Here is a 14,447-nt window from a genome sequence, read left to right on the forward strand (position 1 = left end):
GTTCCCGCGCGATCTCGCGCACTCGACGAGAGGCAGGACAGCCATGAAGATCACGGTCGTCGGCGGAACCGGGCTGATCGGCTCGCAGGTGGTCCGGAAACTGACCGCGAGCGGCCACGAAGCCCTCCCGGCGGCGTTGTCCACCGGTGTCGACCTGATCACCGGGAAGGGCCTGCGGGAGGCGCTGGAGGGCGCCGAGGTGGTGGTCAACCTGGCGAACTCGCCGACCTTCGACGAGAAGTCCCCGGACTTCTTCCGCACCTCCATGGGCAACCTGCTCGACGCGGGAGCGGAAGCCGGGGTCGGACACCAGGTGATCCTGTCGATCGTCGGCGTGGACCGGGTGCCCCGGTTGGACTACTACCGCGCCAAGGCCCTACAGGAGGACCTGCTCCGCCAGGGGCCCACGCCGTACTCCATCGTGCGCGCCACCCAGTTCTTCGAGTTCATGGATGCCGTGCTGTCCTGGACCTCCGACGACGACACCGTCCGTCTGCCCGCCACCCCGGTCCAGCCGATCGCCGCCGCGGACGTCGTCGACGCGGTCGTCGAGGTCGGTGTCGGCACCCCGCTCCAGGGCATCCGCAACGTCGCCGGCCCAGACGTCTTCACCCTCGACGAACTCGGCAGGATCACCCTGGCCGCGCGCGCCGACGCCCGCACCGTGGTCGTCGACGACACGGCCGGCATGTTCGCGGCCGTCCCCGGCGACGTGCTCACCGCGGGGCCGGACGCGCACCTGGCACCGACGCACTACCGGGACTGGATCCGAACGGACCGGTAGCGGCGGCGCGTCGACGGAATCCGAGGGATCCGGGAGTAGGGTTTCGGTGCGGTCGGGTGCGGCGACATCGTCGCGGGGGAATCCACCGCGGCCGGACACCGACGAGGAGGACCCATGTCGAAGCCGCCACTGCCCGAGCAGGCGATCGAGATGCTGCGGCAGCCCAATCCCGCGGTCGTGACAACGCTCCGGGCCGACGGCCAACCCGTCTCCACGGCGACCTGGTACCTGTGGGACGAGGGCAGGGTGCTCGTCAACATGGACGAGGGACGCAAACGGCTCGAGCACATCCGCAACGATCCGCGCGTCTCGCTGACCGTGCTCGACACCGGGAACTGGTACACGCATCTCAGCCTGATCGGCCGGGTCACCGAGATCCGCGACGACAAGGACCTGATCGACATCGACCGCCTGTCGCGTCACTACGGCGGCCAGGACTACCCGCAGCGCGACCGGGGCCGCGTCAGTGCCTGGGTCGAGATCGACCGCTGGCACGGCTGGGGCACGCTCAAGGACAGCGACCAGGCGGGCGGCAGCCGTACCGCTGCGGAGTAGCCGAGCCGGTCCCGGGCGATCGCGGCGGCGGCGCACCCACCCCGGCCCCGGCACCCGGGCCGATGTCGACCGCGTGGCGGGCGCGTTGCCGTCGAATCGGCGAGTGCGACATCGGCAGGGGTGCCGTGCCGCCGCACTCGCCGACCGATCAGGACACGCCCGTACGCGTCGGCAGGTCCCCACGTAATCGTCGAAAAAGTCGGTCACGGCAAGGCGGACCGCCGGAGCCGCGTGTTCCGGAAGTGCCGCGTGGCCGGCCTCGTGGACCACCGCCGCGCGCACCGTGCGGCGGGCGCGTGGTACGGCCGTACGACCGCGGCCGGCGCCGGACCCGAAGAACATTCCGCGGCGCCCGGGCCACAGGAGAACGGCTCGCGGGCGCCGTTGACGGTCGGTACCGGGATCGCGACGCGCGTCGAGGCGGCGTCCACGACCTGGGCAGGTCCGCTGAACATCTCGGGCCACGTTCCGGTCTCCTCGGCACGTTCCTCGAACGCCAGGACGGCGGGATCGGTCGCGGGCGCGTGATGGAAGACGCCGCGCGAGCCGGACCGGCCGGTGACGTAGTCGGCGTCGCGGCCGAGGCCGGCGAACTTCGGGTCGCCGGCGGCCCCGTCGGCGGTCAGGGGGTGGACGGCCCGAGCGTCCGTGCGGCCGGGGCCGGGACGAGTCGGCGGACCACTTCGGCGACCACCGCGTCGCGTTGCGGTGTCAGGTAGAAGTGGTCGCCCGGCAGCACCCGCAGGTCGAACGGCGCGCCGGTGGCCTCCTCCCGGCGTCGGGCCTCGGTCCCGGTCACCTCCGGGTCGACATTGCCGATCATCGCGGTGACCGGGCAGCGCAGCCGGATGCCTTGCGTCGGGCGATAGCGCTCGGCGAGCCGATAGTCGTTGCGCAGGATGGGCAGCACGATCTCGCGCAACGCGGGGCCGGCGAGCAACGCCGTTCCGGTGCCGCCCAGTCGGCCGAGTTCGGCCGGCAGCCCGTCGTCGTCACACAGGTACACGTCGTCGCGGACCTCGTGCGGCGCGTGCCGCCCGGACACGAACAGGTGGGTCGCACCGGGTCCGTGCGCCTGTAGCCGCAGCGCGACCTCGTACGCGACGGCCGCACCCACGCTGTGCCCGAACAGCGCGTACGACGACCTGATCCGAGTCGCGATCGCGGCCGCATGCGCGCGCGGGCGTTCGTCAACGACCCCTCCTCGGTTCCCACGAGTCGAGTTCGTTCCCGGGGCGGGAACCCAAACCCGGCCTGGCACGTTCAAGTTAGGTAAGGCTAACCTAAATAATCGCCATACAGGGGTCGTCGAAGCGCATCGAGCGCGCTTCGCCGACGAGGGGGCGCTCGCGCGACCGTGCCCATGATCGAAGCCAAACCCCCTGCGGGAAAAGAAGGTTCGATCCGCGCGGCCGGGCTCGCACGACTCCGGGACGTCGTCGGTCCACCCGGATCCGACGTCCGTCGCCGGATCCGCGCCTGCCGCTCCGGCCCCCCTGCCCCACCCATGCGCAGCTTCCGAGGACGGTGCAACCAGTGACCATCGACTCCCCCACGACCGCGCCCACCCGCCGCTACCTGCACGTTCGTCGAGAAGGGAGGTACGATCCGCCGGCCGTCGCGGTGCGGTTGGCCGAGTCCGGACTCTTCGACGAATCGCTCGTCTACGCAAGCGAAGCGCGCTGGTGGTTCGCCGGCGGCGCGGCCGTGGTGCTCACCATCCACCACGACACGGTGGTCGGGGTGGGCGAAGGTCGTACGAGCGTGCCGTGGGCGGGCTCGCCTGCGCGGGCGATCGAGACCCTCCTGGCCGACGCACCGATCCGGGACTGGCGGGTCTACGGCCGCTTGGACTACGAACTGGGCTGCGTATCAGCGAAGTTGCCGCCCTCCGACCAGGGCCCGGAGCTGGGCCGGCTGACCGTTCCCCGCGTCGAGGTCGAGGTCGACGAGACGTCGCTGACCGTGCGCGCCCTGGCGGACGAGGACCTCGACCGGGTGTTGCTCACCGCGACGGCCGCGGACCGGTCGAGCACCACGACGACGCGGCCTGTGGAGGTCGAGACCGACGAATTCGCGTTGTTCGCCACCACCGTGGCAGCCGCGATCGACCGCATCCGGGCGGGCGAACTCGACAAGGTGCTCCTGTCCCGCCGTGTCGAGGTCCCCTACCCGGTGGACTTCCCCGCTACCTACCTGCGCGGGCTTCGCGCGAACACACCCGCGCGGTCGTTCCTGCTCGACCTGCCCGGGCTCCGGGCCGCCGGGTTCAGTCCGGAGACCCTCGTGGAGGTCGACGCCGACCTGCGGATCGCCACCCGACCGCTCACCGGCACCTGTCCGCGCGACGGCGACCCGGTGTTCGACGCACGGCGGCGGGCCGCGCTGATCCAGGACGCCAAGGAGGTGTACGACCACGCGATCTCGGTACGCCTGGCGCAAGACGAACTGGCCCCGCTGTGCGACCCGGACGGTGTCGGCGTCGACGAGTTCATGACCGCCAGGGAACGCGGCAGCGTCCAACACATCGGCTCCCGGGTGTTCGGGCGCCTCGACGCGCGACACGGGCCGTGGGACGCGCTGTTCGCGCTGTTCCCCGCGGTGACCGTGTCCGGCGTGCCGAAGACGGCCGCGTGCTCGATGATCGCCGAGTTCGAGGAGGCGCCTCGCGGCCTGTACGCGGGCGCGGTCGTACGGGGCACCCACGCCGGGGAGTTGGACGCCGCGCTCGCGCTGCGCATGGTCTACACGCGGAACGGCCGCACCTGGTTGCGCGCTGGTGCGGGCGTCGTTGCCGACTCACGGCCGGTGCACGAATACCGCGGAACGTGCCACACCCTCGCCACCGTCGCTCCGTACGTTGTGCCGGCGACACCGGAGGACGAACCACCCAAACCCTACGCGGCGTTCACCGACGGCTGAGCAAGCACCGGCGCCGAAGCCCGGCCGCGCCGAGCCCGCGCCGCCCCGGAGCCGCCCCGGCTCGACAACCGTCGGACGCTCGCGCGCGTCCTTCGCAGAACGCGGTATCCGGCCGCGTTCGCGTGCGCCACGGCGTACGGAAGGAGAGCGTCCATGTCGCAGATCCAGGATTCTTCGAGCGCGGACCACGACCGTTGGCTGAGCGACTTCCGGGCGGCGGCGCAACGACGCGCGGACGACGGCGACCCGGCGTGGGCGGCCGGCGCACGGCTGCACCCGGCCGTGGTCCGCAGCATCCAGCGCTTCCAGGTCGGCGAGGGAAGCGACGGCCGCGTCCTGATCGCCAAGGCAGCCGCCGACGGCGACGACGTCTACACCGCGACGATCCGGCTGTTCGTGGCCGAGGAGCAGAACCACGCCCGACTCCTGGCGCACCTGCTCGCCGCGGCCGGCGCGGACACGATCCCGGGCCACTGGTCCGACGCGGTCTTTCGCCGGCTGCGGCGTTCGCTCGGCCTGCGCCTGGAGTTGATGGTCCTCATGGTCGCCGAGGTGATCGCGCTCCCGTACTACCGCGCGCTCCACGACGGCGTCGGCGACCCGCTCGCCGCCGAGGTCGCCGCCCGCATCCTCGCCGACGAGGAACGTCACGTCCCCTTCCACTGCGACGTCCTGCGCACGTCGTTGGCGGACCTGGCACCGCCGACCCGAGCGATCGCGGTCGCCGGTTGGTGGATGATCACCGCGGGCGCGACCGCCGTGGTCGTCTACGACCACGGCAAGGCACTCGCGTCGCTCGGCACGACCCGCCGTCGCTTCACCGGTCACGTGGCCCGCGACTTCCGCGCCGTCACCCGACGGATTCACTCCCGCCCGCACCGGAATTCGGCGGTTGCCGTCGGTGGTTCGTGAGGTCTGAGGGGGCGAAGGGGCTCCAGCGATATGGCTATAGTAATCACATGATTACACTTAGTCGCCTCTCTCGCCCACACCCGCACTTACCCTTACGCCCCGCGTCGAGCGGAAACGTGCCTTCACCACGACGCGACCATGCTCCGATCGGGCGGGAGGCGGGTCGGTGACGATACGTCCCGACACGAGCACCGCACACATCGACCTCGTCTCCGCGTCCTTTCGGAACGATCCCTACCCGGCACTGCGGGCCCTGCGCGAGCACGATCCCGTGCATTACGACCCCCGGTGGAATGCCTGGCTGATCACCCGGTACGACGACGTGGTCCGCGGAACCGCCCATCCCGACATCTCCGCGGACCGGATCACCCCACGCCTGCGACAGTTCCCGCCCGCCCACCGCGATCGGTTTCGTCCGTTGGCCGAAGTGCTCTCGCGCTGGCCGCTGATGGCCGATCCGCCCGAACACCGGCCGCTGCGCGCTCCGGTGACACGTTCGATGAACCAACGCGTCATCCGGTCCTTCCAGCCCCTGGTCCGGCGCACGGTCACCGAGATCCTCGACCGTGCCCTGGCACGCGGTGAGTTGGACGCGGTCGCGGACCTGGCCGTGCCGCTGCCGCTCTACGTCGTCTCGGAGATCATCGGCGCACCACGCGAATCCCACGAGTTGCTCAAACGCTGCGCCATCGGCATCGTCGACTTCTTCGGCGCCCCGCCCGCGACCTACCTGTCCACCGCCGCCGAGGCGTTCGACAGTGTCCGCGAAGCCTCGGCCCACCTCGGCGAGTTGGTCGCCCAACGCCGCCGCGCGCCGGGCCACGACCTGATCAGCGTGCTGCTCCGGAACGGTTCCTCGTCGGACGAACAGGTGGTCTCCACCTGCCTGATGATGATCTTCGCGGGTTTCGAGACGACCACCAACCTGCTCGGCAACGGCCTGTTGCTGCTGCTGCGCCATCCCGGGCAACTCGCGCGCCTGCGCGAGAGTCCCGACCTGCTGCCCTCGGCGATCGAGGAGATGTTGCGCCTGGAGAGCCCCGTGCAACGGCTGTCCCGGATGGCACGCCGGGACCTGGTGCTGGGCGGTCGGGAGATCCGCGCGGGCGACCTGGTGTTCTTCATGCTCGGCGCCGCGAACCGCGATCCGAGCGTCTTCGTCGACCCGGATCGCTTCGACATCGCCCGCGAAGGGCGCCGGCACCAGGCCTTCGGGCCGGGAGTCCACGCCTGCCCCGGCGCCGCGCTCGCCCGCATGGAGGCACACATCGCCTTCGGCGAACTCCTGCGCCGAGCACCGGTGATGTCACTCGCCGACGATGACATCCGGTGGCACGACAACCTCTCCGTACGCGCGCTGCGCGAACTGCGCGTACGACTGGGCTGACACCGCCCCGACCCCGCCGGTGATCGACACGCGGGGTCGGGGCACGGAGCGCGTCGACGGGCGCGGCCCGCACGATCCACGCGGCCGGCCCGGATCCTCGCCGCCTATGCCGCACCCCCGACGTCTCGTCACCCGTTCGGCCCTGACGGATCACCCTTGCGAGGCATCTTCGGCCCATACGCGTGACATGGCGGGCCGGAAACCGGTTGTCTCCCCCTATGCCCGGATCATCCGCCAACACCGGGTCGTGACAAGGGCGTTGCCACGATCGTGCGAGATCCGCGCGGTTTCGACCCGCCGGGGCGCGCCTGGTACGGATCCGCCCGTCCCGTACGGATGTGCCCGCCGCGACGCGCACGCCGTCCCGCCCGGCCGAGGAGCCCCATGCGCCGTTCCCGTTCCGTCTACCGCGCGGCAGCGATCGACGAACCGCGTCTCGTCGAAGGCTACGAGGCATGCCGCAGGGCGATCCGCCGGGCGGGGGGCACGGAGTACCCGACCGCCCGGCTGATGCCGCCGGCGTTACGCCCGGCGCTGTGGGCGATCTACGCGGCCGGCCGGGTGATCGACGACGTCGCCGACACCGGTGATCCCACCGGCAGAGAGGCGCTGTTCGACGCCTGGACCGCCGCGTTCGACGAGGACCTGCGGCGCGGCGACAGCGAGGATCCGGTACGCCGGGCCCTGGTGCACACGATGCTGACCTGGGACCTGCCGACCGACGGCCTCTCGGCGGCGTTCGCCGCCACCCGAGCGGACATCGCCGGCCGTATCCATCCCACCTGGAAGGCGTGGAGCGCCTATTCCCAGGCGGTCAACACCTCCTTCTTCGCCCAGGGCGCGGCGCTCCTGGCCGCTGCGGGCCTGTACCTGCCACTGCGGTTGCGCTACCTGGACGCCGCCCGGCAGTGGGTGGACGCGCTGAGCATCATCGACAATCTCGAGGACCTCGCGGAGGACCTCGCCCAGGGCCGGATCACCGTGCCCGTGGAGGTGCTCACCGACCACGGCCTCACGGCGGCGGACCTGGCCGGCGGCACGCACGACGCGCCCGTCGAGGCGATGATCGCGCACCTGGCGGCACAGGCCCGCCTCTGGCTGGCCCAACCCGACCTGTTCCGCGAACTGCCCCCCGCACTCGCCGTGGTGGCGCGTGCGGTGACCGACATCGGGCGGCTGCGGCTGGAACGCGTGGAGCGGGCCGGGGCACAGCTACTACGCGGAAAGCCCCGGTTGCCCCGGCTGGCGAGCCGGCGCATCCTGCTCCCCGCTCGGCTCAAGGCGCACGTGGCGTGGCGCTTCCTCACGCCGATCGGTCCCGCGCGGTCCCGACGGGACACCGCGACCCCTCGCCCGCCCGCCCTGTCGGCCCTGTTGCCGGCGCCCCGCACCGAGACCCCCACGCCTCCCCGGCCGCATCCCTCGGGCGCGCGCCCGCCGAGCTGTCCCCCGCGCCGGCTCCCCCGGCATGTGGCCGTCGTGATGGACGGCAACGGCCGCTGGGCCACCGACCGGGGCCTGCCCCGTACCGAAGGCCATCGCGCGGGCGGCGAGTCGATGCGCGACGTCGTACACGGCGCCTTGGAGATCGGCCTGCGGCACCTGACGCTCTACGCCTTCTCCACGGAGAACTGGCGTCGGCGACCCGAGGAGATCGACGGCCTGCTCGCACTCGTGCGAGAGGACATGGTCGACGCGGCCGTGCTCGATCACGACGTGCGCTTCCGCTGGGCCGGCTCCGCCGAAGGACTGCCGCAGGACGTGCTGGAACGGCTCGTGCGCCTGGAACACGCCACCCGGGATCGCACCGGGCTGACCCTGACCCTGTGCGTGAACTATGGCGGCCGGATCGAACTCACCCAGGCCGCCGCCTCGTTGGCCCGAGCCGCCGTCGCCGGCCGGATCGACCCGGCGCACATCTGCGAGCGCGTGTTCGCCGCCCACCTGGCCCTGCCCGACCTGCCGGACGTCGACCTGCTGTGGCGCACGGGCGGCGAACAGCGCACCTCGAACCTGCTGCCCTGGCACGCCGCCTACGCGGAACTGCACTTCAGCGACACCCGCTGGCCCGACGTCGACCGCCGCGACCTGTGGCGGGCGATCACCGCGTACGCGGACCGCGGCCGCAACTTCGGCGCCGTACCGGATTCCGCGGCGCCGGCGGGGCAACCCGCCCACGACGCGGGCACACCGGGCCACTGACGCGGTGCTCCCTGCCGAGAGCGTCGTGGGGAACGGCTTCAGCGATGTGCCTCGCGGAACCGACGGTGCAGGGCGCGTACCTCCTCCGCCAAGTCGGGAACGGGGCCCTCCACCACGAGCGCGGGAACGACCTCCCGAATCGGGAGGTTGCGTACGGGCGCCGCCGAAACGCCGAGTTCGGCAAGCCAGGTGCTCGTCTGTTCGGCGGAGCTCACATAGACGATGCGACCGAGTCCCACCCAGCCGTGCGCCGCCGCGCACATCGCGCAGTGTTCGCCGGACGTGAAGACGGTGGCCGCCGCCCGCTCCGGCGGCGTCATGTTCGTGGCGGCCCAGCGGGCCAGTTCGAACTCCGGATGGCGGGTGGCATCGCCGGTGGTTCGCTCGCGGTTGCGGTCCTCGGCCAGGACGCTACCGTCGGCGGCCACCAGGACCGACCCGAACGGCTCGTCGCCGGCCTCCACCGCCTCGGCGGCGAGTTCCACGCAGCGGCGCAGGTGGGTGAGGTCGTCCGGGGTCACTGCCATGGTGTCTCCGTAAGGTGATGGGTGAGCGGGCCCACCCGCTCGGCCACGGTGGCGAGCATCCGCCATGCGGCCTGCGGGTGCGCCGTCTCGCCGGGGTCGCCGTTGAACGGGTCCAGGACCACGGTGTCGGCGCCCAGGGCCCGCAGGTGATCCAGGTCGGCGGCGATCTGGTCGATGCTTCCCTCGCCGGCGAGGCGCTCGGCATCGGGCAGTGGTTCCCGGGTGACCCGCAGCGCGATGCGCGGAACCAGCGCCGGCACCGGGCGCTGCCGCTCGACGGCGACGGCCCGCAGCCGGTCCGTCGCCGCCCGCATCCAGGGCAGGGTGCGTCGTAGGGGGTGCCACGCGTCGCCGAGGCGCACCGCCCGATCGATGCCCGCGTCACTGTTGCCGCCGACCCAGATCGGGATGCGGCCGACGCCGTAGTCCCCCTCGTCGTCCCAGGCCGTGCGGATGGCCGCGAGATGGTCGTCGGTCAGCTTCCCGCGCTGCCGGAACGGGACGCCGAGCGCCTCGAACTCCTGCCGCGCCCAGCCGACGCCCACACCCAGGACCAGGCGCCGCCCGCTGAGCTGATGGAGGTTGGCGGCCATCCGGGCCACGAGTAGGGGATGCCGATAGGGGACGATGAGCACCGTGGTCCCCAGACGCACCCGCCGGGTGACACCGGCCAGCCAGGCGAGCGTGGTGAAGGGTTCGTAGAACGGGGCGGGGTACTGCTCCGCGACATCGGGCGTGACCGCGACGTGGTCGGAGACCATCAGCAGATCGAATCCGAGCCCCTCCACGGTCTGCGCCCAGTCGCGCAGAACGCCCGGATCCGTGCCGGGGCCGAAATTGGGAACATTGACGCCGAGTTGCATGCCCCGAGGCTATCCGGCGACAACCACATATCTGAAGACATCATTCACTGCCTTCGCCCGCGTCCACCGTGGATCTGCCGGTATTCTGGCCGGATGACCGAGGATCTCGACGACACCGATTGGGCCATCCTGGCGGAGCTGCAACAAGACGGGCGCATCGCGCTGACCGAACTGGGACGACGCGTCAGCCTCAGCGCCTCCGCGACGACCGAGCGGGTCAGACGCCTGGAGACCATCGGCGTCATCACCGGATACCGAGCCGAGGTCGACCTCTCGAAGGCGGGCTTCGCCGTACTGGCCGTGGTGCGCCTCAAGTACCCCGGCAGCAGGCACGCGCCCCTGCACCGACTCCTCGAAGAGCGCCCGGAGATCCTGGAGTGCCTGCGCACCACGGGAGAGGACTGCTACACCCTCAAGGTCGCCGCCACCTCGATGACCCACCTGGAAAGCACCATCGACCGACTCGCACACTTCGGCAGCACCACCACCAACATCGTCTACAGCCAAACCCTCCCCTACCGAGGCCCCCACCGCCCCACCCCACCCACCGACGACCGGGACGCGTAGCGCCCGCCGGGCACGCCCGGGCGGCGCAGGGCCCAGGCGTCCGAGCCGGGCTCGACAAGCGGTGTGTTCGTCGCGTTCGTGTCGCGGCGCGATCCGAGGTCGAGTCGACCGCGCGCGTTCCGGCGCCGCGGACCGTGCCGCTCACGATCCATTCCGTGGAGGCGGCTGCGCGCGGGCGGAAAAGGCGTCGACATCGGCGCTTGCCGCGGGAATCGTGGGGGGCATGGGACTGGATGAGATTTGGGGCGTGGAGGCTGCCCGAACGTACGACACGCCGGGTACCGGGATGTTTGCGCCGGAGGTTTTGCAGCCGGCTCTGGACCGGCTCGCGGAATTGGCGGGCGGGGGACGGGCGCTCGAGTTCGCCATCGGTACCGGACGCGTTGCCGTACCGCTCGCGGGGCGAGGAGTGCGGGTCACCGGTATCGAGCTGTCGCAGCCGATGATCGACCGGCTGCGTACGAAGGTGGACGAGACGACGATTCCGGTGGTCGTCGGCGACATGGCGAACACCCGCGCCCCGGGCACGTTCCGACTCGTGTATCTGGTCTACAACACCATCTCCAACCTGCTCACCCAGGCCGAACAGGTCGCGTGCTTCCGCAACGCCGCTCGCCACCTCACACCGGACGGAAGGTTCGTCGTCGAGCTGGGGGTTCCCGAGCTGCGCAAACTGCCGCCCGGTCAGCACGCCGTGGTCTGGCATTCCGAGACCGGATACGTCGGCCTGGACACCTACGACGTGCTGCGCCAGCACCTCGTCTCGCATCACTTCCGATTCGACGACGGCACCCGGGCCCGACTGTTTCGCAGCCCGCACCGCTACATCTGGCCGGCCGAACTGGATCTCATGGCCCAACTGGCCGGCTTCGAGCTCGAATCGAGGCACGCCGACTGGCAGGGAACCGAATTCACCGCCGAGTCGAGCTCACACGTGTCCGTCTACCGACTCCCACCGCCTCCCGACGCGAATCGTGCCGGCGCCGGCACGGAATCGCCGACCGAGGACGGCGGCTGACCCCACCCGGGGGCAGGCGCCGACGGGGTGCGGTCAGCGGTCGGGCACGCTCCGGTCACCCGTCCGGTTCCTTCCTCAAGGAACTGCGCGCGTTCTTCCGCCCGTTCCGAGCGGCGGCCGCGGGCTGAGACGACCGCCGCGCGCGGGCGGGACCGCCGGGTCCCGCTTTCCCGGCCCCGAGCCCCGACCGTCGCCACCGCCCCCGATGGATCCCGAAAACGTCGATCCGGGTGGTGTCAGCGGGAGCCGTGCGAGGTGAGCCCGTGTGCGTCCAGCCACCGGGCGATCGCCGTGCCGATGGCGTCGGGCCGGTCCTCGGGGGCGTGGTGTCCGGCCGGGCCGCAGTGCTCGATGTCCAGGGCGGCGATGTGCTCGCGGCTCCAGGCGATCATCTCGTCACCGATGAGCAGCGTCGGCGAGGAGTCGAAGGTCAGGAGCAGCTTGGGAACGTCCGTACTGGCCCCGAGCCAGGCGTCGTAGTCGGTGATGCGGGCGACGACGTCGGCCGGCTCTCCGTCGATGGGCATCATCCGCGGCCAGGCCAGCAGTGGACGCCGGCTCTCCGGCGTAGGGTACGGGTCGCGGTAGGGCTGCACGTCCGTCTCGCTCAGCGGATTCAGCACGCCGCCCTTGAACGCGGTCTCGATGAAGACGTTCTGTTCGAGCACCAGTTCCTCGCCGACTCCGGGCGTACGGAACGCCTCGAAGCGGGAACGCGCGGGCGGCGGGAGTTCCTCGGCGGTCAGCGGCTTGAGCATCGTCTCCAGCATGACCACTCCGCGCACCCGCGTGGGGTGTCGGGCCGCCCGGTCCAGGGCGAGCGCGCCGCCCCAGTCGTGGCCGACCAGGACAACCTCGCCCAGGTCCAGGGCATCGAACCAGGCATCGAGGTAGCGGGCCTGGTCGGCGAAGTCGTAGTCGATGTCGGGCTTGCCCGAGGCGCCCATGCCGATCAGGTCCGGGGCCAAGGCGCGGGCTCCGCCGGCGACGTGCGGGGTGACGTTGCGCCACAGGTGCGACGAGGTCGGGTTGCCGTGCAGGAACACCACGGGCAGCCCGTCGCCGGTCTCCGTGTAGGCGATGTGGGAGTCGAGGACGTCGACGGTACGCATGGTGAGTGTTTCCTCTCGTGGTGCCCGGCTGTCCGGACCCGGCTCCTGACCCTGACCCTGACCCGCGTGGGGATCGAAATCGGGATCGGGATCGGATGTGGCAACATCCCGGATCATTCGTTCGGGCAATGAACGTTCGTGTTTCTAACGTTTGATCTCCTGGACCATATATCGTTAGTCTCACTAATGCAACGGGGTAATATCGATGCCATGAGCAGCCGAGCGGCCAACGACACCGCCGCGAACACCAGCACCCCTGGGACTTGCGGCGACGGCCCGGACGCGGGGGAAATGCCCGCCCGGGTACGCGGCTTGCCGAGCAGGCTGCTGACCCGGAACGCGATGCACGCCGATCGTCTGGTGACCGACGGCCTCGCCACCGAAGGTGCCCGCAAGTGGCATTTCGTGGTCTTGGTCGCGCTCACTCGGAGCGGCCCCGCAAGTCAGTCGGCGCTGAGCCGTCGCACCGGCGTGTACCGCAGCGACATGGTCGCCGTCATCAACGACCTCGCCGAACGCGGCTTCGTGGACCGCACGCCCGACCCGGACGACCGCCGTCGCAACGTCATCACCGTGACCCCCGAAGGCCGCGACCACCTGCGCCGCCTCGACGCGATCATCAGCCGGGCCCAGGACGACCTGCTCGCGCCCCTGACTCAGGCCGAACGCCGCACACTGACCGGTCTGCTGACCCGGCTCCTGGACCATCACACGAAGACCGCACCACGCACCGCCGGCGATTGATCACGGACTCACCACACCCGACCCCGACCCCGATCCCGCCCTCGACCGCGTCACGCGGAAACCACCGCCGCCGGCCCACGGACCATCCATCCCTCGCCAAACGGTCGATACCCGGCCTGACGCAATCGCGTCCGAGCGGCCTGCGCGCACCGCCTCCCCACACCACAGCGGAGCGGAGCGGACAACCATTGGTTGACGTCGGGGGGATCGTGAGACCCTGGCCTACGTGAGCCGTGCGTGGCCGTACCGGTCGCCGGCGCGGCTTCGGAGGCCGGGCGGGACGGCCGGCCGCGATCCTGGGAGTACGAGTTGAGCACGACCGAGAAAGCCGTCATCGCCGCCGCATGCAACCTGGCCTGGGTGAACGTGGACGACATCACCGGGACGACGAACCTGGAGAGCGACCTGGGATTCGACTCGATCCAAAAGGCGGAACTGCTTCTCAACCTGGAACGCGAACACGGCATCACCTTGACCGCGAGGGAGCGCCTGGTCACCGTCAACGACGTGGCGGCGGCCATCGACGCCGCCAAGCGGGCCGGGTAGCCGAATCCCCTCACGCCCGGCGCCCACGCGGCGCCGGCTCGGCGGCGGAATCGAGGCGGGTCGATACCGACATGCGCGGGTCACCCAGGAGTGAGGTCGGCGAGGTCGAGGGTGAGTCGGTTCCTCCAGTCCTTCGCGAAGACGGCGGTCCCTCCTTCGTCCATCGCTCGACCACTCCCACGACCCGAACCCCGCCGCTCCGCCCGGCTCTCCCGTACGCGGGAGGGGACGCGGCACCGCCGCGTCTGGACTCCGCCTCCGCCTCCGTGGATCGCCGACTCGGTGCAGCGAGGCGATCGTGTGTCAAT

13 protein-coding genes and 1 pseudogene are annotated in these 14,447 nt (G+C 71.2%); 10 read left to right on the forward strand and 4 right to left on the reverse strand.

The window, feature by feature from the left end:
- Nucleotides 1-43 precede the first annotated feature (43 nt).
- Nucleotides 44-784, forward strand: coding sequence for an SDR family oxidoreductase (locus ACIRL2_RS48410; RefSeq protein WP_402241704.1), 741 nt, complete (start codon nt 44-46; stop codon nt 782-784).
- Between the two features lie 114 nt (nt 785-898).
- A complete protein-coding gene (locus ACIRL2_RS48415; protein ID WP_402241707.1) occupies nt 899-1,339 on the forward strand; it encodes a PPOX class F420-dependent oxidoreductase in 441 nt (146 codons plus the stop codon).
- A 622-nt stretch (nt 1,340-1,961) separates the two neighbouring features.
- Here ACIRL2_RS48415 and ACIRL2_RS48420 read toward each other — a convergent pair.
- Nucleotides 1,962-2,600 (reverse strand): thioesterase II family protein, encoded by a 639-nt coding sequence (locus ACIRL2_RS48420; RefSeq protein ID WP_402241769.1) that lies wholly within the window; start codon nt 2,598-2,600, stop codon nt 1,962-1,964.
- A 275-nt stretch (nt 2,601-2,875) separates the two neighbouring features.
- Here ACIRL2_RS48420 and ACIRL2_RS48425 point away from each other — a divergent pair, with 275 nt between their 5' ends.
- The 4 genes from ACIRL2_RS48425 (at nt 2,876) to uppS (ending at nt 8,762) form a co-directional block, all read left to right on the forward strand.
- Nucleotides 2,876-4,261, forward strand: coding sequence for a salicylate synthase (locus tag ACIRL2_RS48425; protein WP_402241709.1), 1,386 nt, complete (start codon nt 2,876-2,878; stop codon nt 4,259-4,261).
- 153 nt (nt 4,262-4,414) lie between these two features.
- Nucleotides 4,415-5,173 carry a ferritin-like domain-containing protein gene (locus ACIRL2_RS48430; RefSeq protein WP_402241711.1) on the forward strand — a complete coding sequence of 253 codons (759 nt, stop codon included), beginning with the start codon at nt 4,415-4,417 and terminating at the stop codon, nt 5,171-5,173.
- Nucleotides 5,174-5,339: 166 nt separating this feature from the next.
- Entirely contained in the window at nt 5,340-6,560 is a 1,221-nt protein-coding gene (locus ACIRL2_RS48435) for a cytochrome P450 (RefSeq protein WP_402241714.1), read from the forward strand.
- A gap of 384 nt (nt 6,561-6,944) precedes the next feature.
- Nucleotides 6,945-8,762, forward strand: coding sequence for a polyprenyl diphosphate synthase (gene uppS, locus ACIRL2_RS48440; protein ID WP_402241717.1), 1,818 nt, complete (start codon nt 6,945-6,947; stop codon nt 8,760-8,762).
- Nucleotides 8,763-8,800: 38 nt separating this feature from the next.
- Here the strand turns inward: uppS and ACIRL2_RS48445 are convergent, their stop codons facing one another.
- Both ACIRL2_RS48445 and ACIRL2_RS48450 read right to left on the reverse strand, forming a co-directional pair.
- Nucleotides 8,801-9,289: a nucleoside deaminase gene (locus tag ACIRL2_RS48445; protein WP_395864937.1), complete on the reverse strand. Its 489-nt coding sequence runs from the start codon at nt 9,287-9,289 to the stop codon at nt 8,801-8,803.
- A complete protein-coding gene (locus tag ACIRL2_RS48450) occupies nt 9,280-10,152 on the reverse strand; it encodes an LLM class flavin-dependent oxidoreductase (RefSeq protein ID WP_395864939.1) in 873 nt (290 codons plus the stop codon). The genes ACIRL2_RS48445 and ACIRL2_RS48450 overlap by 10 nt, the downstream gene beginning before the upstream one ends.
- A gap of 93 nt (nt 10,153-10,245) precedes the next feature.
- Here ACIRL2_RS48450 and ACIRL2_RS48455 point away from each other — a divergent pair, with 93 nt between their 5' ends.
- Nucleotides 10,246-10,719, forward strand: coding sequence for an Lrp/AsnC family transcriptional regulator (locus ACIRL2_RS48455; RefSeq protein ID WP_402241721.1), 474 nt, complete (start codon nt 10,246-10,248; stop codon nt 10,717-10,719).
- Between the two features lie 223 nt (nt 10,720-10,942).
- Entirely contained in the window at nt 10,943-11,737 is a 795-nt protein-coding gene (locus ACIRL2_RS48460; protein ID WP_402241724.1) for a class I SAM-dependent methyltransferase, read from the forward strand.
- A gap of 236 nt (nt 11,738-11,973) precedes the next feature.
- Here the strand turns inward: ACIRL2_RS48460 and ACIRL2_RS48465 are convergent.
- Nucleotides 11,974-12,852: pseudogene (locus ACIRL2_RS48465) on the reverse strand (haloalkane dehalogenase); the annotation flags it as partial.
- A 207-nt stretch (nt 12,853-13,059) separates the two neighbouring features.
- Here ACIRL2_RS48465 and ACIRL2_RS48470 point away from each other — a divergent pair.
- Both ACIRL2_RS48470 and ACIRL2_RS48475 read left to right on the forward strand, forming a co-directional pair.
- Nucleotides 13,060-13,593, forward strand: coding sequence for a MarR family winged helix-turn-helix transcriptional regulator (locus ACIRL2_RS48470; protein ID WP_402241726.1), 534 nt, complete (start codon nt 13,060-13,062; stop codon nt 13,591-13,593).
- Nucleotides 13,594-13,902: 309 nt separating this feature from the next.
- The gene (locus tag ACIRL2_RS48475) at nt 13,903-14,139 is read left to right on the forward strand and encodes an acyl carrier protein (protein WP_402241729.1); all 237 of its coding nucleotides are present in this window, start codon (nt 13,903-13,905) and stop codon (nt 14,137-14,139) included.
- Nucleotides 14,140-14,447: the final 308 nt, after the last annotated feature.

Origin of the sequence: Embleya sp. NPDC127516 (assembly GCF_044765325.1) — a bacterium.
GTDB lineage: Bacteria > Actinomycetota > Actinomycetes > Streptomycetales > Streptomycetaceae > Embleya.

Bases quoted from the DNA above. Each gene is read 5' to 3' on its own strand.
- ACIRL2_RS48430 (WP_402241711.1), top strand. From the start codon at position 4,415: ATGTCGCAGATCCAGGATTCTTCGAGCGCGGACCACGACCGTTGGCTG.
- uppS (WP_402241717.1), top strand. From the start codon at position 6,945: ATGCGCCGTTCCCGTTCCGTCTACCGCGCGGCAGCGATCGACGAACCG.
- ACIRL2_RS48460 (WP_402241724.1), top strand. From the start codon at position 10,943: ATGGGACTGGATGAGATTTGGGGCGTGGAGGCTGCCCGAACGTACGAC.
- ACIRL2_RS48470 (WP_402241726.1), top strand. From the start codon at position 13,060: ATGAGCAGCCGAGCGGCCAACGACACCGCCGCGAACACCAGCACCCCT.
- ACIRL2_RS48445 (WP_395864937.1), bottom strand. From the start codon at position 9,289: ATGGCAGTGACCCCGGACGACCTCACCCACCTGCGCCGCTGCGTGGAA.
- ACIRL2_RS48415 (WP_402241707.1), top strand. From the start codon at position 899: ATGTCGAAGCCGCCACTGCCCGAGCAGGCGATCGAGATGCTGCGGCAG.
- ACIRL2_RS48410 (WP_402241704.1), top strand. From the start codon at position 44: ATGAAGATCACGGTCGTCGGCGGAACCGGGCTGATCGGCTCGCAGGTG.
- ACIRL2_RS48450 (WP_395864939.1), bottom strand. From the start codon at position 10,152: ATGCAACTCGGCGTCAATGTTCCCAATTTCGGCCCCGGCACGGATCCG.
- ACIRL2_RS48455 (WP_402241721.1), top strand. From the start codon at position 10,246: ATGACCGAGGATCTCGACGACACCGATTGGGCCATCCTGGCGGAGCTG.